Source organism: Sphingomonas sp. CD22, from assembly GCF_034556155.1.
Taxonomy (GTDB): domain Bacteria; phylum Pseudomonadota; class Alphaproteobacteria; order Sphingomonadales; family Sphingomonadaceae; genus Sphingomonas.
The window spans coordinates 66,090-90,192 of sequence record NZ_JAYDYX010000012.1; the positions used below are offsets into that span (position 1 = coordinate 66,090).

Annotated in this window: 24 protein-coding genes; 11 read left to right on the plus strand and 13 right to left on the minus strand. The window is 68.1% G+C overall.

The window, feature by feature from the left end; genetic code table 11:
- Positions 1 to 24: 24 nt before the first annotated feature.
- Together SFC76_RS18285 and SFC76_RS18290 are read right to left on the minus strand one after the other, a co-directional pair.
- On the minus strand, positions 25 to 405 hold the full coding sequence (locus SFC76_RS18285; RefSeq protein WP_322850838.1) for a hypothetical protein: 381 nt from the start codon (positions 403 to 405) through the stop codon (positions 25 to 27).
- A 121-nt stretch (positions 406 to 526) separates the two neighbouring features.
- A complete protein-coding gene (locus tag SFC76_RS18290; RefSeq protein WP_322850839.1) occupies positions 527 to 1,201 on the minus strand; it encodes an MBL fold metallo-hydrolase in 675 nt (224 codons plus the stop codon).
- A gap of 79 nt (positions 1,202 to 1,280) precedes the next feature.
- Between SFC76_RS18290 and pabB the strand changes: the two genes are divergently transcribed.
- The 4 genes from pabB (at position 1,281) to msrA (ending at position 5,309) form a co-directional block, all read left to right on the plus strand.
- Positions 1,281 to 3,059 carry an aminodeoxychorismate synthase component I gene (gene pabB, locus SFC76_RS18295; protein WP_322850840.1) on the plus strand — a complete coding sequence of 593 codons (1,779 nt, stop codon included), beginning with the start codon at positions 1,281 to 1,283 and terminating at the stop codon, positions 3,057 to 3,059.
- Positions 3,060 to 3,093: 34 nt separating this feature from the next.
- Positions 3,094 to 4,293, plus strand: a complete 1,200-nt coding sequence (locus SFC76_RS18300; protein ID WP_322850841.1) for a pyridoxal phosphate-dependent aminotransferase — start codon at positions 3,094 to 3,096, stop codon at positions 4,291 to 4,293.
- 162 nt (positions 4,294 to 4,455) lie between these two features.
- Positions 4,456 to 4,602, plus strand: a complete 147-nt coding sequence (locus SFC76_RS18305; protein ID WP_322850842.1) for a hypothetical protein — start codon at positions 4,456 to 4,458, stop codon at positions 4,600 to 4,602.
- Positions 4,603 to 4,655: 53 nt separating this feature from the next.
- Positions 4,656 to 5,309 carry a peptide-methionine (S)-S-oxide reductase MsrA gene (msrA, locus tag SFC76_RS18310; protein ID WP_322850843.1) on the plus strand — a complete coding sequence of 218 codons (654 nt, stop codon included), beginning with the start codon at positions 4,656 to 4,658 and terminating at the stop codon, positions 5,307 to 5,309.
- A gap of 158 nt (positions 5,310 to 5,467) precedes the next feature.
- Here the strand turns inward: msrA and pdeM are convergent, their stop codons facing one another.
- Positions 5,468 to 6,130 carry a ligase-associated DNA damage response endonuclease PdeM gene (pdeM, locus tag SFC76_RS18315; protein ID WP_322850844.1) on the minus strand — a complete coding sequence of 221 codons (663 nt, stop codon included), beginning with the start codon at positions 6,128 to 6,130 and terminating at the stop codon, positions 5,468 to 5,470.
- 137 nt (positions 6,131 to 6,267) lie between these two features.
- Between pdeM and SFC76_RS18320 the strand changes: the two genes are divergently transcribed.
- The gene (locus tag SFC76_RS18320) at positions 6,268 to 8,202 is read left to right on the plus strand and encodes a potassium transporter Kup (protein ID WP_322850845.1); all 1,935 of its coding nucleotides are present in this window, start codon (positions 6,268 to 6,270) and stop codon (positions 8,200 to 8,202) included.
- A gap of 152 nt (positions 8,203 to 8,354) precedes the next feature.
- On the opposite strand, the gene SFC76_RS18325 is transcribed toward SFC76_RS18320, so the two are convergent.
- Positions 8,355 to 10,760 (minus strand): ligase-associated DNA damage response DEXH box helicase, encoded by a 2,406-nt coding sequence (locus SFC76_RS18325; RefSeq protein ID WP_322850846.1) that lies wholly within the window; start codon positions 10,758 to 10,760, stop codon positions 8,355 to 8,357.
- A 174-nt stretch (positions 10,761 to 10,934) separates the two neighbouring features.
- Between SFC76_RS18325 and SFC76_RS18330 the strand changes: the two genes are divergently transcribed.
- Together SFC76_RS18330 and SFC76_RS18335 are read left to right on the plus strand one after the other, a co-directional pair.
- Entirely contained in the window at positions 10,935 to 11,933 is a 999-nt protein-coding gene (locus SFC76_RS18330) for a ligase-associated DNA damage response exonuclease (RefSeq protein WP_322850876.1), read from the plus strand.
- A gap of 172 nt (positions 11,934 to 12,105) precedes the next feature.
- Positions 12,106 to 12,402 (plus strand): GIY-YIG nuclease family protein, encoded by a 297-nt coding sequence (locus SFC76_RS18335; RefSeq protein ID WP_322850847.1) that lies wholly within the window; start codon positions 12,106 to 12,108, stop codon positions 12,400 to 12,402.
- 62 nt (positions 12,403 to 12,464) lie between these two features.
- On the opposite strand, the gene rpoN is transcribed toward SFC76_RS18335, so the two are convergent.
- The 5 genes from rpoN to SFC76_RS18360 form a co-directional block, all read right to left on the minus strand.
- The gene (gene rpoN / locus SFC76_RS18340) at positions 12,465 to 13,949 is read right to left on the minus strand and encodes an RNA polymerase factor sigma-54 (RefSeq protein WP_322850848.1); all 1,485 of its coding nucleotides are present in this window, start codon (positions 13,947 to 13,949) and stop codon (positions 12,465 to 12,467) included.
- A 53-nt stretch (positions 13,950 to 14,002) separates the two neighbouring features.
- Positions 14,003 to 14,782 (minus strand): LPS export ABC transporter ATP-binding protein, encoded by a 780-nt coding sequence (lptB, locus tag SFC76_RS18345; protein WP_038661638.1) that lies wholly within the window; start codon positions 14,780 to 14,782, stop codon positions 14,003 to 14,005.
- 162 nt (positions 14,783 to 14,944) lie between these two features.
- Positions 14,945 to 15,478, minus strand: coding sequence for an LptA/OstA family protein (locus SFC76_RS18350; protein WP_322850849.1), 534 nt, complete (start codon positions 15,476 to 15,478; stop codon positions 14,945 to 14,947).
- A 6-nt stretch (positions 15,479 to 15,484) separates the two neighbouring features.
- On the minus strand, positions 15,485 to 16,126 hold the full coding sequence (lptC, locus tag SFC76_RS18355) for an LPS export ABC transporter periplasmic protein LptC (protein WP_322850850.1): 642 nt from the start codon (positions 16,124 to 16,126) through the stop codon (positions 15,485 to 15,487).
- A gap of 9 nt (positions 16,127 to 16,135) precedes the next feature.
- Positions 16,136 to 16,756, minus strand: a complete 621-nt coding sequence (locus SFC76_RS18360; RefSeq protein ID WP_322850851.1) for a ribonuclease D — start codon at positions 16,754 to 16,756, stop codon at positions 16,136 to 16,138.
- 273 nt (positions 16,757 to 17,029) lie between these two features.
- Here SFC76_RS18360 and SFC76_RS18365 point away from each other — a divergent pair, with 273 nt between their 5' ends.
- Together SFC76_RS18365 and SFC76_RS18370 are read left to right on the plus strand one after the other, a co-directional pair.
- The gene (locus SFC76_RS18365; RefSeq protein WP_322850852.1) at positions 17,030 to 17,893 is read left to right on the plus strand and encodes a cold-shock protein; all 864 of its coding nucleotides are present in this window, start codon (positions 17,030 to 17,032) and stop codon (positions 17,891 to 17,893) included.
- Positions 17,894 to 18,506: 613 nt separating this feature from the next.
- Positions 18,507 to 19,358 carry a glutaminyl-peptide cyclotransferase gene (locus SFC76_RS18370; protein ID WP_322850853.1) on the plus strand — a complete coding sequence of 284 codons (852 nt, stop codon included), beginning with the start codon at positions 18,507 to 18,509 and terminating at the stop codon, positions 19,356 to 19,358.
- Between the two features lie 55 nt (positions 19,359 to 19,413).
- On the opposite strand, the gene SFC76_RS18375 is transcribed toward SFC76_RS18370, so the two are convergent.
- Positions 19,414 to 20,988 (minus strand): cisplatin damage response ATP-dependent DNA ligase, encoded by a 1,575-nt coding sequence (locus SFC76_RS18375; protein WP_322850854.1) that lies wholly within the window; start codon positions 20,986 to 20,988, stop codon positions 19,414 to 19,416.
- A 50-nt stretch (positions 20,989 to 21,038) separates the two neighbouring features.
- On the opposite strand from SFC76_RS18375, the gene SFC76_RS18380 reads away from it, so the two are divergent.
- Positions 21,039 to 21,857, plus strand: a complete 819-nt coding sequence (locus tag SFC76_RS18380) for a metallophosphoesterase (protein ID WP_322850855.1) — start codon at positions 21,039 to 21,041, stop codon at positions 21,855 to 21,857.
- A gap of 59 nt (positions 21,858 to 21,916) precedes the next feature.
- On the opposite strand, the gene SFC76_RS18385 is transcribed toward SFC76_RS18380, so the two are convergent.
- From SFC76_RS18385 to SFC76_RS18395, 3 genes are all read right to left on the minus strand, one after another.
- A complete protein-coding gene (locus tag SFC76_RS18385) occupies positions 21,917 to 22,408 on the minus strand; it encodes a DNA starvation/stationary phase protection protein (RefSeq protein WP_322850856.1) in 492 nt (163 codons plus the stop codon).
- Between the two features lie 97 nt (positions 22,409 to 22,505).
- The gene (locus tag SFC76_RS18390) at positions 22,506 to 23,072 is read right to left on the minus strand and encodes a TMEM165/GDT1 family protein (RefSeq protein WP_322850857.1); all 567 of its coding nucleotides are present in this window, start codon (positions 23,070 to 23,072) and stop codon (positions 22,506 to 22,508) included.
- Positions 23,073 to 23,079: 7 nt separating this feature from the next.
- Positions 23,080 to 23,418, minus strand: coding sequence for a hypothetical protein (locus tag SFC76_RS18395; protein WP_322850858.1), 339 nt, complete (start codon positions 23,416 to 23,418; stop codon positions 23,080 to 23,082).
- 172 nt (positions 23,419 to 23,590) lie between these two features.
- Between SFC76_RS18395 and rpmG the strand changes: the two genes are divergently transcribed.
- Positions 23,591 to 23,758, plus strand: a complete 168-nt coding sequence (rpmG, locus tag SFC76_RS18400; RefSeq protein WP_254289072.1) for a 50S ribosomal protein L33 — start codon at positions 23,591 to 23,593, stop codon at positions 23,756 to 23,758.
- Positions 23,759 to 24,103: the final 345 nt, after the last annotated feature.

Here is a 24,103-nt window from a genome sequence, read left to right on the forward strand (position 1 = left end):
CGGTTGGCCGTCCGCCCGTCGACGTTACGCCTTCTTGCGCGCGCGCTTCGGAGCGGCGGCGGCGGCGGTGTCTTCTTCCTCGTCGGGCTGGTCTTCACCCGCTTCGGTCAGCGCTTCGCCCAGTGCCTTCAGCTTGTCCTGCGACTTGTCCGCCTTGTCGGCGATCTTGGTCGTCGCCGCGCCGAGACGGTGCAGCAGCGCATGGACGCGATCGGCGTCCGGCTGGTCCTTTTCGAGCTGCTTGCGGAGCGAGCCCAGGTCGCGCAGGATGCCCTTGGCGCCCGTGACGTCCAGATCGGCCAGTGCCGCTTCCCAATCCTCGACCATGTCGGCGCCCTTGTTGGGCTTGGTTTCGTCGAGCCCGCGATTGATCGCGTTCATCGTTCCGGCAAACTTGATGGCCATGCGGCTTATCCTCTCGTCGGGGTAATCCCACGCCGCTAACGAGGCACCCTACATATGTGTCCGGTAGAAACGTTCTAATTCAGCAATTTACCGATTTCGCAGCCGCAACGATCCGCCGTCTTCATTCGGCCAGCGCGCGGTCGCTGACGAACATGTTGCTGGCCCGCTCGTGCGCGAAGGTGCTGGGGTTGCCGTGGCCGGGGATGAAGGCGGTGTCGTCGCCGAGCGGCCACAATTTGGTGACGATCGTCTCGATCAATTGCTTGTGGTTGCCGCCGGGCATGTCGGAGCGGCCGACCGAACCCTGGAACAGCACGTCGCCGACCTGCGCGAACTTCGAAGGCGCATGGTGGAAGATGACGTGGCCGAGCGTGTGGCCCGGCGTTTCGTAGACGTCGAGTTCCAGATTGCCGATCGTCACCGTATCGCCTTCGACCAGCCAGCGATCGGGTTCGAAGACGACGCCGGTCATGCCGTAACTGCGGCCGTCGTCGTCGAGCCGCGCCAGCCAGAACCGGTCCGCCTCGTGCGGCCCCTCGATCGGCACGCCGAGGTCGTCGGCGAGCGGCTTGGCCTCGCCGGCATGGTCGATATGGCCGTGGGTGAGCAGGATCTTCTCGACGGTGACGCCCGCCTGCGCGATCGCCGCCTTGATCCGCGGCAGATCGCCGCCGGGATCGACGATCGCCGCCTTCATCGTCTCGGTGCACCAGATCAGGGTGCAATTCTGCTGGAACGGCGTCACCTGGACGATGACGGCCTTCAGGGGCGTGGCGCGGGCCGGCGTGCTGGTCATGGCGGGGAGATAAGCCGCTGATGCCGTGGCGGCAATCGCCGCTTGCGCGGAGGGCGTCACGCCGTGCATTCGTGAGCGGATGCTGAACGCGCCCCTCGTGCTGCTCGACGATGCCCGTCCGGATGGCGCCGGCGCGCGGCTCTATACCGATCCGGTCGAGATCGTCAGTGCCGCGACGCCGGAGGCGGTGGCGCCGGCGCTCGCGACGTTGCGCGCGGCCGGGGCGCGGGGTCTGCATGCCGCGGGCTATCTGACCTATGAGGCGGGCGCGGCGCTGATGCCGCGCGCGGTCGCCACGCGCGACGGCGAGGGGCCGCTGCTGTGGTTCGGGCTGTTCGCCGGCTATCGCCGGATCGAGGCGGATGCGGTGGCGGCGTTGCTGCCCGATCCCGCCGGTGCCTGGGCGGCGGCACCGCGGCCGCGGATCGCGCGGGCGACCTATGACGAGGCGCTGGCACGCGTGCTGGAGATGATCCGCGCCGGCGACATATACCAGGCGAACTTGACGTTGCGTGCCGATGTCGCGGTGGCGGGCGATCCGCTGGCGCTCTACGCCCGGCTGCGGCGGAGCGCGGCGGCGGGCCATGGCGCGCTGGTCGCCACCGGGGAGCGGCATCTGCTGTCGCTGTCGCCCGAGCTGTTCTTCGCGCTCGACGGTGACCGGCTCACCTGCCGGCCGATGAAGGGCACGGCGACGCGGGGCGACGGCGCGGACGAGGATGCGGCGCGGATCGCGGGCCTGCGCGGCGATGCCAAGCAGCGGGCCGAGAATCTGATGATCGTCGACCTGATGCGCAACGACATGTCGCGCGTCGCGGTGGCGGGCAGCGTCGCCGTGCCGGAGCTGTTCACGATCGAAAGCTATCCGACCGTCCACCAGATGACCTCCACCGTGACCGCGCGGCTGACGGCGGGACGCGACGCGGTGGACGTGCTGGAGGCGCTGTTCCCCTGCGGGTCGATCACCGGCGCGCCCAAGCAGCGCAGTATGGAGGTGATCGCCGCGATCGAGGATGCGCCACGCGGCGTCTATACGGGCGCGATCGGCCGGATCGACGCGGGTGGCGACGCCGCGTTCAACGTCGCGATCCGCACGCTGGCGATCGCCGCCGGCGCGGATAGCGCGGAACTCGGCCTCGGCTCGGGGATCGTCGCCGACAGCCGCGCCGACGACGAATGGGCGGAGGTGCAGGCCAAGGGCGCGTTCGTCACCGCCGGACAGCGCCCGCTCGACCTGATCGAGACGATGGCCTTCGATCCCGAGGACGGCGTGGTGCTGCTCGAACGCCATCTCGCGCGGCTGACCGCGAGTGCGGCGGCGCTCGGCTTCCGCTTCGACCGGCATGGCGCGCGCAACGAATTGCAGGCGGCGACCTTCCGGCTGCGCGGGGCGGCGCGCATCCGGCTGCTGCTCGCGCAAAGCGGCGCGATCGCGATCGAGATCGCGCCGGCGCCCGTTTCGCGCACCGGTCCGCTGCGGGTCGCGCTGGTGCCGCTGCCGGTCGCGACGAGCGATTTCCGCCTGCGCCACAAGACCAGCGATCGCGGCTTCTACGATACGGCGCGGCATGCGGCGGGGACGGACGAAGTGGTGTTCGTGCGACCCGACGGGCTGCTGACCGAGGGCAGCTTCACCTCCTTGTTCGTGCCGGCAGGCGGCGGCGGGCTGGTGACGCCCGCGCGAGCACTCGGGTTGCTGCCCGGCGTGCTGCGCGCCGAAATGATCGAAACGGGCCGCGCGACAGAGGGTTATCTGTCGCGCGACGACCTTGCCGCGCCATTTTTTGTCGGAAACGCGCTACGCGGACTGATGCCGGCGGTTGTTGCGATTGCGAAAGAGCCGGTGCTGTCGCTATAGGCGCGGCGTCCTATCCGCCATCGAGGCCCGATTCATGAAGCCCTCCGCCGCCCTCGGCCGCATCAGCCCGTCGCCGACGCTCGCCATCACCAGCCGCGTGCTCGAGCTGAAGCGGGCGGGCGTCGACGTGATCGGCCTCGGCGCGGGCGAGCCCGACTTCGATACGCCCGACTTCGTCAAGGACGCGGCGATCCAGGCGATCCGCGACGGCAAGACCAAATATACCAACGTCGACGGCACGATCGAGCTGAAGCAGGCGATCGTCGCCAAGTTCGCGCGCGACAACCACCTGACCTATACGACCGATCAGGTGACGGTGAACGTCGGCGGCAAGCACACGTTGTTCAACGCGATCGTCGCGACGGTGGATGCCGGCGACGAAGTGGTGATCCCGGCACCGTATTGGGTGAGCTATCCCGACGTCGTCCAGTTCGCCGGCGGCACGCCGGTGTTCGCGGTCGCCGGGCCGGAGCAGGATTACAAGCTCTCGCCCGAAGCGCTGGAAGCCGCGATCACCGAGCGGACCAAATGGGTGATCCTCAACTCGCCGTCCAACCCGACGGGCGCGGCCTATTCGGTCGACGAGCTGAAGGCGCTCGGCGCGGTGCTGGCGCGGCATCCGCACGTCTGGATCTTCGCCGACGATATGTACGAGCATATCGTCTATGACGATTTCCGCTTCGCGACGATCGCCGAGGTCTGCCCCGAGCTGTACGAGCGCACGCTGACCGTCAATGGCTGTTCCAAGGCCTATGCGATGACCGGCTGGCGGATCGGCTTCGCCGCCGGCGCGCCGTGGCTGATCAAGGCGATCGCCAAATTGCAGTCGCAGTCGACCAGCAACCCGTGTTCGATCGCGCAGGCGGCGGCGGTCGCGGCGCTCAACGGCCCGCAGGATTTCCTGAAAGAGCGCAGCCGCGCGTTTCAGACGCGGCGCGATCTGGTCGTCGACATGCTCAACGCGATCCCCGGCATGCACTGCCCCAAGCCGGAAGGCGCCTTCTACGTCTATCCGTCGTTCGCCGAGCTGATCGGCAAGACCAGCCCGAACGGCCGCCGGATCGATACCGACGAGGATTTCGTCGGCTATCTGCTCGACGATGCCAAGGTGGCGGCGGTGCAGGGCGCGGCGTTCGGCCTCTCGCCGGCGATGCGGATCAGCTATGCGACGTCGGACGACCTGCTGCGCAAGGCCTGCGAGCGCATCCAGCAGGCGTGCGCCGACCTGCGCTGACCCGACGGCGGCGACCCTGCTGAGCGATGAACGCCGCGGCCACGCGGCGTTAATGCAGCGTTTCTATAAATGCTATTGCGAACGGGGCGCAGAGAGACGATCTCGGCGTCCACAATAGGGCAGGACGAATGACCTGCCCGCCCGACAACAAAGGCATGCGTCATGCGCAAGGTGATCAAGAGCGGCTTCTTCTGGCAATTCGTCGGCGGCTTCGCCATCGGCGCGGTCGGTGTTGTGACCTTGCACCCGGCGGCGGCGCAGACGGTGCAGCCAATCCCGGCCGCCTCGCCGATCGTACAGGCGCAGTGATTGTGTCGCCGGTCGCTCTTGGTGAGAGGCGGCCGGCACCCCATCTGGGTAACATGCTGAAAATCCTGTTGCCGATCGCCGGTGCCGCTGCCGCCGTGCTTGCCTCCACCGGCTTTGCCGAGGCCGAACGCGCGGTGCCGATTCCGGTCGCCAAGGCCGACGTGCCGGCCGCGACCGGTACGCAGACCGCGGTCTTCGCCGGCGGCTGCTTCTGGGGTATGGAGGCGGTGTTCGAGCATGTGAAGGGTGTACGCGTGGTCACCGCGGGTTATGCCGGCGGCGCGGCGCGCACCGCGACCTACGATCAGGTCTCGACCGAGCGTACCGGCCATGCCGAGGCGGTGAAAGTCGCCTACGACCCGCGTGTGGTGAGCTATGCGACCTTGCTGCGCGTCTATTTCTCGATCGCGCACGATCCGACGCAGCTCAACCGCCAGGGGCCGGACAGCGGCCCGAGCTACCGTTCGGCGATTTTCCCGCAGGATGCGCGGCAGGCGGCGGTGGCGCGTGCGTATATCGCGCAGCTCGGCGCGGCGAAAAGCTTTCCGTCGCCGATCGTCACCAAGGTGGAGCAGGGCGGCTTCTATCCCGCCGAGGCGTATCACCAGAATTTCTACGATCGCAATCCGGGGCATCCGTACATCGTCCATTGGGACAAGCCCAAGGTCGCGGCGTTCAAGACCGGTTTCCCGACGCTGTATCGTTAACGCGTAAGTCCTCCCCCGCCAGGGGGAGGTGGCAGCGAAGCTGACGGAGGGGGAGGAAAGGGCGGGAGCCTCGTTGCAGCACTCCCGACCTTTCCTCCCCCTCCACCACTCGGCTGGCGCCGAGCGGTCCCCCTCCCCCTGGCGGGGGAGGACTTTCGTCAGGCGGCGATCGGGAAGCGGAGCAGTCGTTGTTCCACCGGCACCAGCGCTTCCGCGCCGCGGCCGACCGCCTTGGTCAGCGCGGGATGGTCGACATCCAGCCCGCCGGTCAGCGCACCGAAGGCGGGCAGCACGATCTTGCGCGCGGTCGCGACGAAGCAGCGGCGCGCGACCTTCTTGCCTCGCACGTGGATGCGCAGCTTGGGGTGGAAATGCCCCGACAGTTCCGGCCGCGTCTCGGCCGGATCGGCCTCGTGGCGCAGGATCAGGCCGTCGACCTCCGCCTCGTCCGCCGTCTCGCCACCGCAGCGGTCCTTGATGTCGGGATCGTGGTTGCCGGTGATCCACGTCCAGCGCAGCCCCTCGGTCAGCGCGCGCAGCCGGATCTGCGCTTCCGGCGGCAGCCGTTCGCAGCCGTCGCTGTCGTGGAAGCTGTCGCCGAGGCACCACAATTCCTCGGCACCGGTCGCCTGCACCAGCCTTGCGAGGTCGGCGAGCGTCGCCAGCGAGTCATAGGGCGGCAGCATCTGCCCGCGCGCGGCATACCAGCTCGCCTTCTCGAAATGCAGGTCGGCGACGAGCAGCGCGCGCCGCGCCGGCCACAGCAAGGCCCCTTCGGGCAAAGCATAAAGCGCGTGACCACCGAACGAAAAGGGAACCATGGCCTCGCCTTGCCCGCAAAGGGACAGGCGATCAAGGCCTTGCGCGGCTTCACGCAAATCCGCTTGCGTGGCCGGCCAATCGGCGTAAAGCGCGCCGTCCTTCCGCCGGAAGGCTTTTGTCAGGGGTAGTCGCGCGCATGTCGCTCGCCGTCGAAGCACCCGTTTCCCAAGGCCAGTCCCACCCCGCATTGATCGGCCTCACTATCGGCGCGATCGGCGTGGTGTTCGGCGACATCGGCACCAGCCCGCTCTATGCCTTTCGCGAGGCGTTGCAGCAGTCCGCGGCGGATGGCATCGACCCGACCGAGATCCTCGGCGTGCTCAGCCTGGCGCTGTGGACGCTGACGCTGATCGTCACGGTCAAATACGTGCTGTTCCTGATGCGCGCCGACAATCACGGCGAGGGCGGCGTGCTCGCGCTGGCGGCGCTGGCGCGGCGCTCGCTCGGCATGCGCAGCCGCGTCGCCTTGGTGCTCGGCGCGGCGGGCGCGGCCCTGTTCTACGGCGACGCGATCATCACGCCGTCGCTGTCGGTCTTGTCGGCGATGGAGGGGCTGCGGACGATTCCCAGCGCCGCCAAATTCTTCGACGAGGGGACGATCCGCGCGCTGACGATCGCGATCCTCGTCGCTCTGTTCTTCATCCAGCGGCGCGGCACCGCGATCGTCGCCAAGCTGTTCGGCCCGGTCTGCATCCTGTGGTTCCTGACGATCGGCGGCCTCGGTATCTGGCATATCGCCGACGAGCCCTCGATCTTCCGCGTGCTGCTGCCGCAATATGGCATCCACTTCCTCGCGACGCACGGCACGATCGGGCTGTTCGTGCTCGGCGCGGTGTTCCTCACCGTCACCGGCGCCGAGGCGCTGACCGCCGACATGGGCCATTTCGGCAAGAAGCCGATCCGCATCGCCTGGCTGATCCTGGTCTTTCCGGCGTTGATGCTCAATTACCTGGGGCAGGGGGCGTTCGCGCTGTCGCACCTCGAAGCGGCGCAGGCGGCGGGCACCGTGTTCAAGAATCAGGACTGGTTCTTCCTGATGGCGCCCGAATCGATGCGCGGCGCGCTGATCGTCCTCGCCGGCTTCGCGACCGTGATCGCCAGCCAGGCGGTGATCACCGGCGCCTTCTCGCTGACCCAGCAGGCGGTGCAGCTCGGCCTGTTGCCGCGGATGAAGCTGCGCCAGACCTCGGCCGATTTCGTCGGGCAGATCTATCTGCCGACGATCAACTGGCTGCTGCTCGTCGGCGTGCTGATCCTCATCATCCAGTTCAAGACCTCGTCGGCGATGGCCGCGGCCTATGGCATCGCGGTGACCGGCACGATGGTGGTGACGACGCTGCTCGGCTATCTCGTCGCGCGGCACGTCTGGCACTGGAAGCGGGCATGGGCGCTGGCGGCGATCCTGCCGTTCCTGTGCCTCGACCTCGTCTTCTTCGGCGCCAACATCCTGCGCGTGGTCGAGGGGGGCTGGGTGCCGCTGGTGATCGCCGCGGCGATCGGGCTGCTGATCTACACCTGGGTGCGCGGCAAGGGCATCGTCCGCGCGTTCGAGGCGCGGCAGAGCATCCCGCTCGCCGACCTCGCCGCCGCGCTCGCCAAGCGGCCGCCCGAGCGGGTGCCGGGCACCGCCGTGTTCCTCACCGCCAACCCGCGCTCGGCGCCGGGCGCGCTGCTCCACAATCTCAAGCACAACAAGGTGCTGCACGAGCGCAATCTGGTGGTCAGCATCCGCACCACCGACCGGCCGGTGGTCGACGCCGAGCACCGCCGCACCAGCGAGCGGCTCGACGACAATTTCGAGATCGTCGTGCTCAATTACGGCTTCATGGAATCGCCCGACGTGCCCGCCGATCTGGGCGTCGGCGGCAAGACCGAGATGCGCAGCCTCGACGCGATGAAGACGAGCTTCTTCATCGGCCGCAATACGCTGAAGCCCGAGGCGGACGTGGGCATGCCGATGTGGCAGGACCGCATCTTCATGTTCATGCAGCGCAATGCCGCCGACCCGACGGAGTTCCTGAAGATCCCGCCGGGCAAGGTGCTGGAGCTGGGCGAGCAGGTGACGGTGTAGCTAAGTCCTCCCTCGCGCAGCGGGGGAGGGGGACCGCTCGGCGTAGCCGGGTGGTGGAAGGGGCGTTTCCGCATACGATTACGTTCGCCGCATCCTCCCCCTCCGTCACCGCTTCGCGGCGCCACCTCCCCCTGGCGGGGGAGGATTTTGGGTCAGTCGATCCGCATCGCTTCGGCCGCGAGCGCCTCGGCTTCGATCAGCAGATGGTCGTCGGCGGAACCGGTCGACACCTTCTCGCGGCCGATCAGCGTCAATACCGGCACCGCGAGCGGCGTGACGCGCTCCAGATCGACGTGGAGCATCGTTTCCGCCGCGCGGTCGAGAAGGCCCGCCAGACGCCCGACGTCGGTCATGCGGGCTCGGGCGTCGTCCCAGGCGGCCTGTAGCAGCAGATGCGTCGGCTCGTATTTGCGCAGCACGTCGTAGATCAGGTCGGTCGAGAAGGTCACCTGCCGCCCGGTCTTGCGCTTGCCGGGATGCTGGCGCTCCACCAGCCCGCCGATCACCGCGACCTCGCGGAACGCGCGCTTGAGCAGATGCGACTGTTGCACCCAGTCGACGAATTCGTGTTCGAGGATGTCGGGGCTGAACAAGGCGGCGGGATCGGTGATCTTCTCGATGCCATAGACCGCGAGCGCATAATCGTTGGCGACGAATCCCAAAGGCTTCAGCCCCTCCGCCTCCATTCGCCGGGTGATGAGCATGCCGAGCGACTGGTGCGCGTTCCAGCCTTCGAAGCTATAGGCGACCATATAGTTGCGGCCTTCGCGCGGGAAGGTTTCGACCAGCAGCTCTCCGGGGCGGGGGAGAGCTGAGCGTTTCCCCTGGAATTCTAGCCATTCGCGCACATCGTCGGGGAAGCGCGACCATTGCGTGGGGTCGGCGAGGAAGCCGCGGACGCGGTCGGCGAGGTTGGTCGACAGCGGCATGCGGCTGCCGCCATAGGTCGGGATACGCGCGGGCTTGGACGAGGCGCGGACGATCAGATCCTCGGTGTCGATCTTCTGCACCTCGCAACTGAGGCCCGCGAAGAAGAAGGTGTCGCCGGGGCTGAGCTGCGCGGCGAAGCCCTCCTCGACCTTGCCGAGATTGCGGCCGTTCTTGAAGCGGACGTTGAGCATCGTCGCCTCGACGATGATGCCGGCGTTGAGGCGATGCTGCGTCACGAATTTCGGATGGCTGACGCGCCACAGGCCGTCCGTCTCCTGCGTCAGCCGCTTGAAGCGGTCATAGGCCTTGAGGCTGTAGCCGCCGTCGCGGATGAAGCTCAGCACGCGATCGAACGTCTCGTCGGTCAGCGCCGAATAAGGGAGGGCGGAACGCACCTCGTCGAGCAGCGCCGCCTGATCGAACGGTGCCGCACATGCCATCGCCATGACGTGCTGCGCCAGCACGTCGAGCGCGCCGGGGCGGAACAGGTCGGGGTCAAGCTCGCCCGCCTCGACCGCGTCGAGCGCGGCGCGCGCCTCGAGATATTCGAAGCGGTTGCCGGGGACGAGGATCGCCTCCGACGCCTCGTCGAGCCGGTGGTTGGCGCGGCCGATCCGCTGGAGCAGGCGCGACGAGCCCTTGGGCGCGCCCATCTGGATGACGCAATCGACGTCGCCCCAGTCGACGCCGAGGTCGAGACTGGCGGTGGCGACCAGCGCGCGCAGCCGGCCCGAGGCCATCGCGCCCTCCACCTTGCGCCGCGCCTCCAGCGCGAGGCTGCCGTGGTGGACGCCGATCGGCAGGCTCAACGTGTTGACCTTCCACAGGTCCTGAAAGATCAGCTCGGCGAGGCTGCGCGTGTTGCAGAAGATGATCGACGTCTTGTGCAGCTCGATCTCGGCCATCACCTGTTCGGCGGCATAGCGGCCCGAATGGCCCGACCAGGGGATGCGATCCTCGGGAAGGAGGATCGCGATATTCGGGGCGGCGCCCGGCTCGCCCTGGACCATCGCGACCTGATCGATGTCGCCATCCGGGGCGAGCCACGCGCGATAGCCGTCGGAATCGGCGACCGTCGCCGACAGCGCGACGCGGCGCAGGCCGGGGCTGATCCGCTGCAACCGCGCCATGCACAGCGAGAGCAGATCGCCGCGCTTGCCGGTGGCGAAGGCATGGACCTCGTCGATGACGATCGTCCTGAGCCCTTCGAACATCGTGAAGCTGTCGGGGTAGCTGAGCAGCAGCGACAGCGATTCGGGGGTGGTGAGCAGGATTTGCGGCGGACGGACGCGCTGGCGCGCCTTGCGGTCGCTGGGGGTATCGCCCGTCCGCGTTTCGACGCGCAGCGACAGGCCCATCTCGTCGATCGGGGTGACGAGGTTGCGCTGGATGTCGACCGCCAGCGCTTTCAGCGGCGAGACGTAGAGCGTGTGCAGTCCCTCGGTCGGTGCCTCGATCAGTTCGGCGAGTGTCGGGAGGAAACCGGCGAGCGTCTTGCCCGCCCCGGTGGTGGCGACGAGCAACGCGTGGCGGCCGGCGCGGCCCTCGCGCAGCATGTCGAGCTGGTGGCGGCGCGGGCGCCAGCCGCGGGTGGCGAACCATGAGGCGAGCGGCTGGGGGAGGTCCATCGCGCCCTATGTAGGGCGCGGGGTGGGGCGGGGGAATGTATGGCGGCAAATCATCGGCTTCGCCCGAAGGTCGTAGATGGTCACGATGACGCGCGGAGGTCCACCAACGTCCGTGGAGCGGTGTGCGTCGCGATCATCGCGGCACCGACTGCCGCGCTGGCGCGTAGTGACGGTATGGCACGATTGGGCGACTGGCTGGAACCGCATCCGCATGGCATCTACGTCAGGCCGGCGGATGCGTGGATCGATCCGTCCGAACCCGAAGCGCGCGCGCTGGTGACGCACGGTCATGCCGACCATGCGCGCGGCGGGCATGGCGCGGTGTGGGCGACGCCGGAGACGCTGGCGATCATGGACGCGCGTTACGGCGAGCAGGCGGGACACCCGGTCGCTTATGGCGAGACGATCCGCATGGGCGAGGTCGAGGTGGGCTTCGTCCCCGCCGGGCACGTGCTCGGCTCGGCGCAGATCGTGCTCGACTATCGCGGCGAGCGCGTCATCGTCTCGGGCGACTACAAGCGCCGCGCCGACCCGACCTGCACGCCGTTCGAGCCGGTCAAATGCGACGTCTTCGTCACCGAGGCGACCTTCGCCCTGCCGGTGTTCCGCCATCCCGACACCGGCGACGAGATCGACAAGCTCATCGCGCGGCTCCACGCCAATCCCGATCGCTGCGTGCTGGTCGGCGCCTATGCCTTGGGCAAGGCGCAACGGGTGATCGCCGAGCTGCGCGCGCGCGGCCATGAGGCGCCGATCTACATCCACGGCGCGCTCCAGCGGTTATGCGACCTGTATCAGGAGCATGGCGTGCGGCTCGGCGAATTGCTGCCGGTCGCCGATGCGAAGAAGGCGGATATGGCGGGGCATGTCGTGATGTGCCCGCCGGGGGCGCTCAACGACCGCTGGTCGCGGCGGCTGCCCGATCCCATCACCGCGATGGCGAGCGGCTGGATGCGCGTGCGCCAGCGCGCGGTGCAGAAGAACATCGAATTGCCACTCATCCTGTCCGACCATGCGGATTGGGACGAACTCACCGACACCTTGTCGGAGATCGCGCCCAAGGAGGTGTGGGTGACGCACGGCCGCGAGGAGGCTTTGGTCCATTGGTGCGAACAGCGCCAGATGAAGGCGCGCGCGCTGGCGCTGGTGGGGTTCGAGGACGAGGATGATTGAGACCCGCCCGCCGTCATGCCGAACTTGATCCGGCATTCCGATTTGGGTTTGTGCGATTGCGACGACAAAGCGGGACCCCGGCTCAAGGCCGGGGTGACGGGATTTCGGGTGGCAGGTCGGAGCGTTAGTGATCGCGGCTTGACCGTGAAGCTTGCCAATTTCACGATGGGCTATGGCTTATGGTCGTGGCGGCTGGGTCTATATCATGAGCGATCGCTATCGCGGCGCCATGTACGTCGGCGTTACTTCGCATCTGGCCGCGCGCATTCATCAGCATCGAACCGGGGACGGATCAGACTTTTGCCGGCGTTACGGCCTGCACCTGCTCGTCTGGGCGGAACACGGCGACACCATCGATGCGTGCATAGCGCATGAGAAGCGGCTGAAACGCTGGCGCCGGGAGTGGAAGTTCGCGCTGATCGAACGCGGCAATCCCGACTGGCGTGACCTGTTCGATTCAGTGGCTTAGCGCCGCAACGATCTCTCTATCGTCACCCCGGGCTCGACCCGGGGTCCCGCTGACGGGCGCCGTTAGCCCGTCCCCTCTAAGGTCCGCGCGCGGCGGCGCTGGACCGAGCTGCCGATGCCCATCGCCTCGCGGTATTTGGCGACGGTGCGGCGGGCGATGTCGAAGCCCTTGGCCTGCAGCAGTTCGACCAACGTGTCGTCGGACAGGATCTTGGCGCCTTCGTTGGCGATCAGGCTGCGGATCGCGCTCTTCACTGCCTCCGCCGACACTGCATCGCCGCCGTCCGCCGCCTGGATCGCGCTGGTGAAGAAGTACTTCAGCTCGAACACGCCGCGGGCGCAGCTCAGATATTTGTTGCTGGTCACGCGGCTGACGGTCGATTCGTGCATCTCGATCGCCTCGGCGACCTTGGCGAGCGTCATCGGCTTGAGGTGCGCGACGCCCTTGAGGAAGAACGCTTCCTGTTGCTTGACGATCTCGGTGGCGACCTTGATGATCGTGCGCTGGCGCTGGTCGAGCGCCTTGATCAGCCAATTGGCCGAGGCGAGCGCATCCGACAGCCACGCCTTGGCCGTCTTGTCCTGCGGGCCGTGGCTGAGTTCGTGGTAATAGCGGCGGTTGACGAGGACGCGCGGCAGCGTCGCGGCGTTGAGTTCGATGCCCCAGCCCGCCTTCGTCCGGGCGACGAACAGATCGGGGGTCACCGCCAGCGCGGGCTCGCCGCCGTAGCGGCAGCCGGGCTTGGGATCGTAGCCGCGCAGTTCGCGGATCATGTCCGCCATATCCTCGTCGTCGACGCCGCACATCCGTTTGAGCCGGGCGAGATCGCCGCGCGCGAGCAGGTCGAGATTGTCGATCAGCCGCGCCATGCAGGGATCGTAGCGGTCCGCCTCGCGCGCCTGGAGCGCGATACATTCGGCGAGGTCGCGGGCGCCGACGCCGGTCGGCTCCAGCGTCTGGATCTGGCGCAGCACGTGCTCGACGCGGGCGAGCGCGGTGCCGAGGCGGTTGGCGATGTCGAGCAGCGGGACGGTGAGATAGCCGGCCTCGTCGATCTGGTCGATCAGATGCTGCGCGATGAACCAGTCGGCGCCGTCGATCACCGTCCCCGCTTGCGCGAGCAGATGGTCGGCGAGCGTGCCTTCCCCTTGCGCGAACGAATCGAAGTCGAGCCCGTCCTCGCCGCCCAGGCCTCCGCCGGTGCTGCCGCCGGTCATCGACAATGCGCCGTCGAAGCCGCCGCCGCCGTCGGCGACGCTGTCCTGCTGGTGGCTTTCGGTGGCGTAATCGAGGTCGAGCGGATCGGCGGCCGCGGCGCCGCTGACCAGTTCGTCGGCACCGGCGGGTTCGTCGCGCTCGACGCGTTCGGGGCGGACGATCTCGTCGGTCTGTGCGGCTTCGAGCAGCGGGTTCTTCTCGACCTCCTCGGCGATGAAGCCCTCGATCTCGAGATTGGACAGCGCCAGCAGCTTGATCGCCTGCTGGAGCTGCGGCGTCATCACCAGCGACTGCGACTGGCGCAGGTCGAGGCGCGGCGCGAGGCTCATGAAACCGCTGCTTCCCGCGCCGTGACGGAACAAGGCGGGACCCAGGCCATATGCTAGAGCGAGAAGCCCTCGCCGAGATACAGGCGGCGGACGTTGGCGTCGGCGACGAGTTCCTCGGGGCTGCCGGCGAACAGCACGCGGCCGTCGTAGATGATGTAGGCGCGGTCGACGATGTCGAGCGTCTCGCGGACGTTGTGATCGGTGATCAGCACGCCGATGTCGCGGCGCTTGAGATCCTTCACCAGATCGCGGATGTCGGCGATCGAGATCGGGTCGATGCCCGCGAAGGGTTCGTCGAGCAACATGATCGACGGGTCGGCGGCGAGCGCGCGGGCGATCTCGGCGCGGCGGCGCTCGCCGCCCGACAGCGCCATGGCGGGGCTGGCGCGCAAACGGGTGAGGCCGAACTCGTCGAGCAGCTTGTCAAGCTTGGCGGGGCGCGCCGCAGGATCGGGCTCGGACAGTTCGAGCACCGCGCCGATGTTCTTCTCGATCGACAGACCGCGGAAGATGCTCGTCTCCTGCGGCAGATAGCCGAGGCCGAGGATCGCGCGGCGGTACATCGGCAGCTTGGTGATATCCTCGCCGTCGAGCATGATCCGGCCCGAATCGGGCTTCACCAACCCCATCACCGAATAGAAGCAGGTCGTCTTGCCGGCGCCGTTGGGGCCGAGCAGGCCGACCACCTCGCCGCGATCGACCGAGACCGAGACGTCGGTGAGCACGACACGCTTGTCGTAGGATTTGGCGATCGAGATCGCCTGTAACCCGCGATTGGCGGGCGGCTCGTGGATCGGCTCGGCGGTCTGGAGGTCGGAAACGGCGGCGTCCATGGGCTCGATGCCTCGCATCAAAAGAGTGGCAAAGCCTTGGCAGGCTTCGTGCATGCCGTTGCGTCATGGCGCGGAGACGCGCGCGAGGGAAGACCCTTTAGGTCGTACGGATTTCCCGTCGGCATGTCGCGGGGGTGGGCGCGCGCATCGGCCCGCCGGGCCTCAGTCCCGCTTGGGGACCGAGAAGGTGCCGGTGACGCGGCCGCTCGGGGCGGTGGTGGTGGTGCTGCCCGGGGCGGCGCCGCTGGAGTCGCGGACCGAATTGCCGTCGACCACGGCGCGGCCGGTGTCGAGGTTGATCGTCAGCCGGCCGCCGTTGACCGTATTGCCGCCCTGCGTCAGCGTCACCGCGCCGAGCATGGTGATGACGCGGCGGTTGAGGTCGTAGATCGCATATTGGCTCTTGGCGGTCTGGTCGGGGCGGCGGACGGTGACGCCGCCGCTCGCGTCGATGCGCGACACCTGCGGGCTGCCGCCGACCACCTGGCCGGTATAGCTGACCGTCATCCGCGCCGAGTTGAGCGTCATCTCGGCCTGGCGGACCGAGACGTTGCCCGACAGCACACCGCGATTCGCCTTGTCCTGCAATTCGATATGGTCGGCGCCGAAATCGATCGGGGCATTGGAGTTATGCGCCGTCTGTGCCGCCAGCGGGGTGGCGGCGAGCAGGGCGACGGCGAGAAGGGGGGTGCGCATGGCGGGCTATTTCGCCCGTCGCGGCACGATCCGCAAGCGGGCATTGCCGCTCAGCCGGACGGTACGGCCCGCCAGGTCGGCGGTCAGCGCATTGGCGCTGAAATTGCCCTGCGGCACCGTGCCCGTCACCTTGCCGCCGCTGCGCATCGTCTTGGTTTTCAAGTCGATCGTCGCGTCGCTCGTGTCGAGTCGATAGCCGTTGGCGGCGCGGAAGGCGATCGGGCCGTCGACCTTCATCTGTTCGGTGTTGAGGTCGTAGCGGCCCTTGTCGGCGCGCAGTGTCGCCGGCCCGTCGTCGAGCGCGAGATCGGCGGTCATGCCGTTGATCTGGACGATCGGCACGCTGCTGCTCTGCTGCACGGCGGTGCCGGCATTGAGCGCGAACGCCTGCCCCTTGTCGTCCTGGCCGCGATAGGTCGCCGCCTGCAGCTTCAGCCGCTCCTTGGCGACCTCCACCTTGTTCTTGTCGAGGACGAACGACACTTCGTTGGCGGCGGTGAGCGGCGCCAGCACCAGGAAGGCGGCGAGCACGCCGATCCCGATCGGCAGCCCGGTGTTGAGCAACGTGACGATCCGGTCCTGCCGGCCGCCGGGCGCGGCCCAGCGCTGCCGCGCCGAGCGCGTCTGGCGTGCGGTCGCGGCGTTCACCGCAGGGCCTCAGGCATGGGCGAAGATGTCGATCTCGGGCCAGCCGGCAAGGTCCAGCGCGGCGCGGGTCGGCAGGAAGTCGAAACAGGCCTGCGCCATCTCCATCCGGCCCTCGCGTTCGAGCCGGCGGTTGAGCTCGGCCTGCAGGCGATGGAGGAAGCGCACGTCGCTCGCCGCATAATCCTTCTGCGCGTCCGACAGTTCGGGCGCGCCCCAGTCGGACGATTGCTGCTGCTTGCTGAGTTCCTGGCCAAGCAGTTCGCGCACCAGTTCCTTGAGGCCGTGGCGATCGGTATAGGTGCGGATCAGTCGCGACGCGATCTTGGTGTCGTAAGCGGGAATCGCGACGATGCCGAGATAATGCTGAAGCGCGGCGATATCGAAGCGCCCGTAATGGTATAGTTTCACACGGGCGGGATCACTGAGCACCGCCTTTAGGTTGGGCGCAGCATAGTCGCTGGTCGGGCCGAAACGGACAAGATGTTCGTCGGGTCCGCCGTCGGACAATTGTACGACGCACAGCCGGTCGCGCGGCGTGATGAGGCCCATCGTCTCGGTATCGACGGCGATCGAGGCGCCGGGAGCGAAGACGTCGGCGGGGAGGTCTTCCTCGTGGAAGTGAACGGTCATGGCGGTGCCCTACGCTGCAACGCCCGTATGCTCAACGATTAAGCGTCATCGGCCGGAAATCCGCACCATTGCTGTGGCGGGCCGGGTAAAGGCCGGTATCCGGTATGGATTGGCAGACGATTGCGACGAATTCATTCGCGGGGACTTGTTTTCTGCGCTATGACGACTCCCAAGGCGCAATAGGTTTCGCGCCCGAGGGCTCGCGTTCGTCGTCCGGCGCACGGGTTCTTGTTACGGATTGGATGCGGGCGAACCGGGAAGACGAATAGGGTTATGGGTTACGACAAAGGTGGCCGCGGCAATCGTGGCGGACGTGGTCGCGACAAGCGCGACGATTTCGGTGGCGGCAGCAGCGATTTCGGCGGTGGCGGCGGCTTTGGCGGCGGCGGCGGTTTCGGCGGTGGCGGCTTCGGCGGCGGTGATCGCGGCGGCTTCGGCGGCGGCAGCAGCTTCGGCGGCGGCGGCGGTGATCGCGGCGGCTTCGGTGGCGGCGGCGGCGGTTTCCGTGGCGGCGGCGGTGGCGGCTTCGGCGGCGGCGGCGGTGGTGGCGGCGGGTTCAGCGGCGGTGGCCGCGGCATGCCCCCCCAGGTCGTCGGCGAAGGCACTGGCGTAGTCAAATTCTTCAACGCGCAGAAGGGCTTCGGCTTCGTCGTCCGTGATGACGGCGGCGAGGACGTGTTCGTGCACATCTCGGCCGTCGAACAGGCCGGCATGAGCGCGCTCGCCGAAGGTCAGCCGCTCGGCTTCACCCTGGTCGACCGCGGCGGCCGCATCTCGGCGACCGAGCTGAAGATCGACGGCGAGCCGATGGCCGTCACCGAGCGTGCGCCCCGCGAGCCGCGCGAAGGTGGCTTCGGCGATCGTGGCCCGCGTCCGGGCGGCGCCGGTGGCGCCGGTGCCGCGCCGCAGCGTCAGCTGACCGGTGAGAAGGCGACGGGCACCGTCAAGTTCTTCAACGCGATGAAGGGCTTCGGCTTCATTCAGCGCGACGATGGTCAGCCCGATGCGTTCGTGCACATTTCGGCGGTCGAGCGCGCCGGCATGTCGACCCTCAACGAGGGCGACAAGCTGCAGTTCGAGCTCGAAGTCGATCGTCGCGGCAAATATGCCGCGGTGAACCTGTCGGCCGCGTCGTAACGGTCCCGACCCGCTAACGAAAAGCCCGGCCCGCAACCTGCGGTGCCGGGCTTTTTGCGTTTTGGGATGGGGTGTTTGCGAAAACGGCTGTTGCGGGAGGGGCGTTCATATCGGCGCCATGCTTTCCCCGCTTGCTCCGTCACCTCGGACGGGTTGAAGACATCCGCGAACGTTCGCCTCGCGGGTGAAGCAGCGCAGTGCTCCTGCGGAAGCCGGAGCCTAGGGCCAAGCAAAACAACGCCTTATGACGCTCGGGACTCCTGGGCTCCTGCCTTCGCAGGAGCACTGGGCGGTTTTGTAGAGGTTTCGACCGGGCCTCGCGTCCACGCTGCGGCGAGGGGGTACGGCTTGAGGCGACACCGTTCTCCTGCGGCTCGGTGGACCCCGGAACGAGTCCGGGGTGACGGACCTGTCAAAGAGACCGATCGAACCTCACTGCCGCCGCATCTCGGTGGTGGACGCGACGAGTGCGACAGCCTTTCGACTCGACTCAGTCTTCGCCGGCATATGGGTGTAGCGAACGCGCCATCGCCCGATCCGATCGACGCGGGGATGACGCCCGCGCCGGTGCGGGCTATGCCGCGGGGTGCCGCGTCGGCGGAGAGATGAGGACATGCGTGTGGTGAAGGTGACATTGGCGCTCGGGCTGTTCGGCGCGATCGGGGCGTCGGCGTGGCAGGCTGCGCCCACGGCCGCTCCGCCGGCGGCACAGGCGGTCCCGGCCACGCCAGCGGCACCAGCCGAGGCGGGCGTCCCGGTCTATGCCGCCACGGTCGTCGCGCGGCTGCCGCACGACACCGGCGCGTTCACCGAAGGGCTGCTGTTCTGCGGCGGCGAGCTCTACGAAAGCACCGGCAAGGAGGGCGCGTCGGATATCCGCCGCGTCGGCCTCGCCGACGGCAAGGTCGCGGCGCGCGCGCGGCTGAGCCCCGAGCTGTTCGGCGAGGGCATCGGCTGTTTCAGGAACAGCCTGCTCAGCCTGACGTGGAAGACCGGCATCGGCTTCCGCTGGTCGTTGCCTGCGCTCAAGCGGATCGGCCAGCCCTTCCACTACGCCGGCGAGGGCTGGGCGCTGACCGGCGACGGACGCGCGCTGATCCTCTCCGACGGTACGCCGACGCTGCGGCGGATGGACCCGGCGTCGTTCGAGGAACGCGGGCGGATCGCGGTGACGCTCAACGGACGGCCGTTGGCCAAGCTCAACGAGCTCGAATATGTCCAGGGGCGCATCCTCGCCAATGTGTGGATGACGGGCTTCATCGCGCGGATCGATCCCGCGACGGGCAAGGTCGACGGACTGATCGATCTCCGTCCGCTCCTCGCCGAGATCCACAATCCCGATCCCGATGCGGTGGCCAACGGCATCGCTTACGACGCGGCGCACGATCGGTTGTTCGTGACGGGCAAATATTGGCCGACATTGTTCGAGATCCGGATCGGCGAAGAGGTCGGCCGGGCGGGATAGGACCGAGCCTGCCGTCGCACACCTAGCTCGTACCCCGGCGGGGGCCTGCGCCCGCTCAGGTCACCAGTCGGCGCAGCGTCTCGACCCGGTCCGCCTCCGCGGCGGGCTTGTCCGTCCTGATCCGAGCGATGCGGGGAAAACGCATCGCGACGCCGGACTTATGCCGGGTCGAACCGTGGATCGAATCGAACGCGATCTCCAGCACCATCGTCTTCTCGACCTCGCGCACCGGGCCGAAGCGCGCGAGCGTGTGGCGGCGGACGAACCCATCGAGCATCTTCAATTCCTCGTCGGTGATGCCCGAATAGGCCTTGCCGACGGGCAGCAACTCGCCCTCTTCGGTCCAGCAGCCGAAGGTATAGTCGCTGTAATAAGAGGACCGTCGGCCGCTGCCGCGCTGCGCATACATCATCACGCAATCGGCGGTCAGCGGATCGCGCTTCCATTTGTACCACAGGCCGGCGCGGCGGCCGCCGACATAAGGCGAATCGCGGCGCTTGAGCATCACGCCCTCGATCGCGGCGTCGCGCGCACCGGCGCGGATCGCTTCCAGTTCGGTGAAATTGGCGGCGTCGATCACCTGGCTGAGGTCGAACCGGTCGGGGTCGAGGCGCGGCACGAACGCTTCGAGCCGTTGTCGCCGCTCGCTCCACGGCAGCGGGCGCAGATCCTCGTCGCCATCGAACAGCAGGTCGTAGAGCCGGACGAAGGCGGGATAATCGCTCAACATCTTCGCCGACACGGTCTTGCGGCCGAGTCGCTGTTGCAGCGCGTTGAAGCTGGCGGCCTCGCCGCCCTGCGCATCGCCCTTGACCAGCAATTCGCCGTCGACCGTGCCGGGGGTGGAGAAGGCCGCGGCGACGTCGGGGAAGCTGCCGGTGACGTCGTCACCGGTGCGGCTGTAGAGTCGCGTCTGGCCGGCGACGTGGACGATCTGGACGCGGATGCCGTCCCATTTCCACTCGGCGGCGTAATCGGCGAGATCGACCTGCGCGTCCTCCAGCCCGTGGGCGAGCATGAACGGCCGGAAGACGGGGACGTCGGCGGCGGTGGGTTGCTGGCCGGTACCTTCGGCCCAGGCGAACAGGCTGGCATAAGGCGGGGTAAGGCCGTGCCAGACCTCCTCGACCGCATCGACGTCGAGCCCGAACGCCTGCGCCAGAGCGGTCTTGGCAAGGCGGGCGGAGACGCCGATGCGCAACGCCCCGGTCGCCATCTTGAGCAGGGCGAACCGTTCCTCCGAATCGAGCCGGTCGAGCATCGCGGCGAGCACCGCAGGCGCGTCCGATCGCGAGAGGTGGCGCAGCGCGTCGACCGCCGCGCTGATCGACAGCGGCGCGCCCGCAGGTGCGGGGACCGGCGCCGGCCAGAGCAGTGCGACCGTCTCGGCGGTGTCGCCGACATAGTCGCGACTCATCCGGAACAGCACGGGATCGACGCGCGCCTCGATCAACGCCCGGATCTGCGCGGGCTTGACGCCGGGCAGGTCGAGATCGCCGGTCAGCGCCGCCATCGCCCAGCCGCGATCCGGATCTGGGGTGGCGAGCAGATAATCGACGATCAGCTTGAGCTTGGCGTTCCGGCCGCGCGTGTAGATGAGCGAATCGAGGAGCGCGGCAAAGGCGTGCATGAAGGGGGGAACGCCTGGCGAGCGCGATCCGCTCCCGCTATCACCGCGCGATGCCAAGGATCGTCCGGATCGTTGCCGCACTCGGCCTGCTGCTGCTCGGTGTTGCCGGCTGGGGGTACAGGAACGCGCGGGCCGACCCGTTGGTGCGGGAACGGACCGTGTCGCTGCCCGGATGGCCCCGCGGCGCGCGGCCGATGCGGCTGGCGCTGCTCAGCGATATCCACATCGGCAATGCGACGATGGACGTCGGCCGGCTGGCGCGCATCGTCGCGCAGGTGAACCGGGAGCGCCCTGACGTGGTGCTCCTCGCCGGCGACTATGTGGCGGGGCATGACCCGGCGGTGGCGCGTGCCGGCGCCCGGGCGATGATCGCGCCGCTTGCCGGCCTCCGCGCCCCACTGGGCGTGGTCGCAGTGCTCGGCAATCACGACCAGTCGGAACCCGCGTTGATCGCGGCTGCGCTGCGCCGTGCCGGCGTGACGGTCCTCGACAATGCGGCGGTCGTCCGCGGCCCGTTGGTGATCGGCGGGGCAGGTGATGCGTTCAGCCATCATGACGATCTGTCCGCGACGATGCATGCCATGGCGGCGAGGCGCGGCGCCAAGATCATCCTTACCCATTCGCCCGACCTGTCGTTGCAGGTGCCGCCAGGCGTCGGGCTGGTGCTGGCGGGCCATACGCATTGCGGTCAGGGAGTCTTCCCGGTGATCGGGTCGATCCGCGTCTTCTGGAAGCCCGGACTGCGCTGCGGCATCGTCCGGCGCGGCGCGACCACGACGATCATCACTGCGGGGCTGGGCACGAGCGGCGTGCCGCTGCGGGTCGGGGCGCCACCGGACCTCTGGCTCGTGACGGTCAAGGGGCGGTGATGCCGTCTGCCGTTCGCACCCAGCCTCCGGGAGGCCGGGTGCGAACGGCACCGGGTGGCTCAGCCCTTGCGGCTGGCCTCGAACAGGAACCAGGCGCGTTCCTCGGCCTGGTCGGTCCAGTCGTCGACGATGCCGCTGGTGGCATTGTCCTTCGCTTCGTCGGCCGCGTCCTTCACGACGCGGAAGCTCTCGACCAGCTTGAGATTGTCCTCGCGCAATTCGGCGAGCATCGCGGCGGCGTCGACGAAGTCGAGGTCGTTGTCGGCGATCGTCTGGCGGCGGCTGATGTCGCCGATCGAGCGCAATGTCGTGTTGCCGGTCTTGCGGACGCGCTCGGCGATCGCGTCGGTGACGCCGAGGATCTGCGCCGCCTGATCGTCGAGCAGCAGATGATAGTCGCGGAAATGCGGCCCGGAGACGTGCCAGTGAAAGTTCTTCGTCTTGAAATACAGCGCGAAGCAGTCGGCGAGCGAGGAGTTGAGCGCATCCGCCACCGAACGGGTGTTGCTAAGGTCGGTCGGCGTGTTCAGCGCCGGGTTGATGTCGGCCATGGAAATCTCCGTGGAAAAAGGATCGTTGCGGCAACGATCCGATAGCCGAAACGCTCCGCCCGCCGCAGCCATTTTGCGCATGTCGATGATCGACGGATCAGATCAGTCGCAGCGCGGAAAGCCCCAGTCCCAGCGCCGCGAGGACGAACATCGCGCCGACGATCCGGCGCAGCGTGACGAGCGGCAAGGCGGTCCAGCCTGCCTCTCCCAGGATCGCGGCGGGCGCGATCACCGCAAGCGAGCCGAGCATCGCGCCGACCGCGGCCAGCCAGGGCAGTTGCGCCCGAGCGGCGAGCGCGAGGACGATGAACTGCACGCCGTCCCCGAAGGCGAGGATGAACAGGCCGATCAGGCTGGTCAGCGCCGCGCCGAGGCGCCATCCGGCGAGTCGGTCGGGCGGCTTGACCGGGAACAGTACGCCGCCGCCCTGGAACAACAGCGCCAGCGCGAGGAAGAGCTGGCTGGCCTCCGGCGTCAGCCGCGGTGCGAGCAGCGCGCCCGCCGCGGCGGCGAGCAGGCCGGCGCCGAGCAGCGCCACCGCCGCGGCGGCGATCACCAGCCCCGGCGCGCGATACCGGTCCGACAGGATGGACGCGAGCCACGCCGGCCGATCGCCGACCTGTGCCAGAGCGGCGGCGACCAGCGCCGCCATCAATGCGTCCATCCCCGCGTCAGCCTGCCAGCCGTATCGAACAGGCGGCGGCAAAGGCTTCGCAGGCGCGCACGTCCTGCCGCTCGGACGCGACGGCATCGCCGAGCACCGACAGCCAGCCGTGGAGCAAGGCGCCATGTTCGCCGCGCGACAGCGCCGAATCGACGAAATGCGCGACGGTGACCGCCGGGTTGAGGCCGTTGCGATGCGCGATCAGCCGGATCTGGTTGATGTCGGGCTTCAGGTCATAGGCCCGCGTGTAGGGCGCACGCACGTCGATCGCCGCGATTCGCGCGGCGAGGTCGGCGCGGACCGCGTCCAGCAGGTGTAGCTCGCCGTCGATCGCCTGTGGCATCATCCGCTCCCCTTTTTTGCGTCGTGATCGTGCGCGTCAAAAGGTAATAGGAGGGTTAAGGCAGCGGCGCGGCGCCGTCGACGGTTGACTTTATCGCGGCCATCCGCCATGCGCCGCGACTGATCGAGCGGCGGCGTTGTTGCTGCCGCTCTCCTTGTTTTCAGGATTAGGGCTCATGGCCAAGCCGACTACCGTCAAGATCAAGCTCGTCAGCACCGCCGATACCGGCTTCTTCTACGTCACCAAGAAGAACCCGCGGACGAAGACCGAGAAGCTGAGCTTCAGCAAGTATGATCCCGTCGTGCGCAAGCATGTCGAGTTCAAGGAAACCAAGATCAAGTAAGCGGCCGGGCGGCGCATTGCGCCGCCGCTGTTTGCGGGTTTCGAAAAGCCGCCGGTGCATGGGCGCCGGCGGCTTTTCGCATGCGCTGCCGCGCCGCGACTGACGCCTTGATCCGGGCGCGCTTCGGACACATTGCGTTCATCTTCTTTTGGCATAGCGAACACTGGCGGCTGGATCCTCCGGCTGCCCTGTATCGCGTCACTACGGGCCAAGGGCGGTGTTCTCTTAACGAGGATGCCGCCCTTGGTTTGTGTGGCAGCGAGGGTCGGGGTGCCGGGGGGGGGCGGGAACCGGACGGCCGGTGTCACGTTTTTAGCAGGCTTGCAGCATCTGGCCCTTTTCGGG

Excerpts from the sequence above, each read along its gene's own strand:
- SFC76_RS18285 (WP_322850838.1), bottom strand. The coding sequence starts at position 405 with ATGGCCATCAAGTTTGCCGGAACGATGAACGCGATCAATCGCGGGCTC.
- SFC76_RS18290 (WP_322850839.1), bottom strand. The coding sequence starts at position 1,201 with ATGACCAGCACGCCGGCCCGCGCCACGCCCCTGAAGGCCGTCATCGTC.
- pabB (WP_322850840.1), top strand. The coding sequence starts at position 1,281 with ATGCTGAACGCGCCCCTCGTGCTGCTCGACGATGCCCGTCCGGATGGC.
- SFC76_RS18300 (WP_322850841.1), top strand. The coding sequence starts at position 3,094 with ATGAAGCCCTCCGCCGCCCTCGGCCGCATCAGCCCGTCGCCGACGCTC.
- SFC76_RS18305 (WP_322850842.1), top strand. The coding sequence starts at position 4,456 with ATGCGCAAGGTGATCAAGAGCGGCTTCTTCTGGCAATTCGTCGGCGGC.
- msrA (WP_322850843.1), top strand. The coding sequence starts at position 4,656 with ATGCTGAAAATCCTGTTGCCGATCGCCGGTGCCGCTGCCGCCGTGCTT.
- pdeM (WP_322850844.1), bottom strand. The coding sequence starts at position 6,130 with ATGGTTCCCTTTTCGTTCGGTGGTCACGCGCTTTATGCTTTGCCCGAA.
- SFC76_RS18320 (WP_322850845.1), top strand. The coding sequence starts at position 6,268 with ATGTCGCTCGCCGTCGAAGCACCCGTTTCCCAAGGCCAGTCCCACCCC.
- SFC76_RS18325 (WP_322850846.1), bottom strand. The coding sequence starts at position 10,760 with ATGGACCTCCCCCAGCCGCTCGCCTCATGGTTCGCCACCCGCGGCTGG.
- SFC76_RS18330 (WP_322850876.1), top strand. The coding sequence starts at position 10,935 with ATGGCACGATTGGGCGACTGGCTGGAACCGCATCCGCATGGCATCTAC.
- SFC76_RS18335 (WP_322850847.1), top strand. The coding sequence starts at position 12,106 with ATGGCTTATGGTCGTGGCGGCTGGGTCTATATCATGAGCGATCGCTAT.
- rpoN (WP_322850848.1), bottom strand. The coding sequence starts at position 13,949 with ATGAGCCTCGCGCCGCGCCTCGACCTGCGCCAGTCGCAGTCGCTGGTG.
- lptB (WP_038661638.1), bottom strand. The coding sequence starts at position 14,782 with ATGGACGCCGCCGTTTCCGACCTCCAGACCGCCGAGCCGATCCACGAG.
- SFC76_RS18350 (WP_322850849.1), bottom strand. The coding sequence starts at position 15,478 with ATGCGCACCCCCCTTCTCGCCGTCGCCCTGCTCGCCGCCACCCCGCTG.
- SFC76_RS18360 (WP_322850851.1), bottom strand. The coding sequence starts at position 16,756 with ATGACCGTTCACTTCCACGAGGAAGACCTCCCCGCCGACGTCTTCGCT.
- SFC76_RS18365 (WP_322850852.1), top strand. The coding sequence starts at position 17,030 with ATGGGTTACGACAAAGGTGGCCGCGGCAATCGTGGCGGACGTGGTCGC.
- SFC76_RS18370 (WP_322850853.1), top strand. The coding sequence starts at position 18,507 with ATGCGTGTGGTGAAGGTGACATTGGCGCTCGGGCTGTTCGGCGCGATC.
- SFC76_RS18375 (WP_322850854.1), bottom strand. The coding sequence starts at position 20,988 with ATGCACGCCTTTGCCGCGCTCCTCGATTCGCTCATCTACACGCGCGGC.
- SFC76_RS18380 (WP_322850855.1), top strand. The coding sequence starts at position 21,039 with ATGCCAAGGATCGTCCGGATCGTTGCCGCACTCGGCCTGCTGCTGCTC.
- SFC76_RS18385 (WP_322850856.1), bottom strand. The coding sequence starts at position 22,408 with ATGGCCGACATCAACCCGGCGCTGAACACGCCGACCGACCTTAGCAAC.
- SFC76_RS18390 (WP_322850857.1), bottom strand. The coding sequence starts at position 23,072 with ATGGACGCATTGATGGCGGCGCTGGTCGCCGCCGCTCTGGCACAGGTC.
- SFC76_RS18395 (WP_322850858.1), bottom strand. The coding sequence starts at position 23,418 with ATGATGCCACAGGCGATCGACGGCGAGCTACACCTGCTGGACGCGGTC.
- rpmG (WP_254289072.1), top strand. The coding sequence starts at position 23,591 with ATGGCCAAGCCGACTACCGTCAAGATCAAGCTCGTCAGCACCGCCGAT.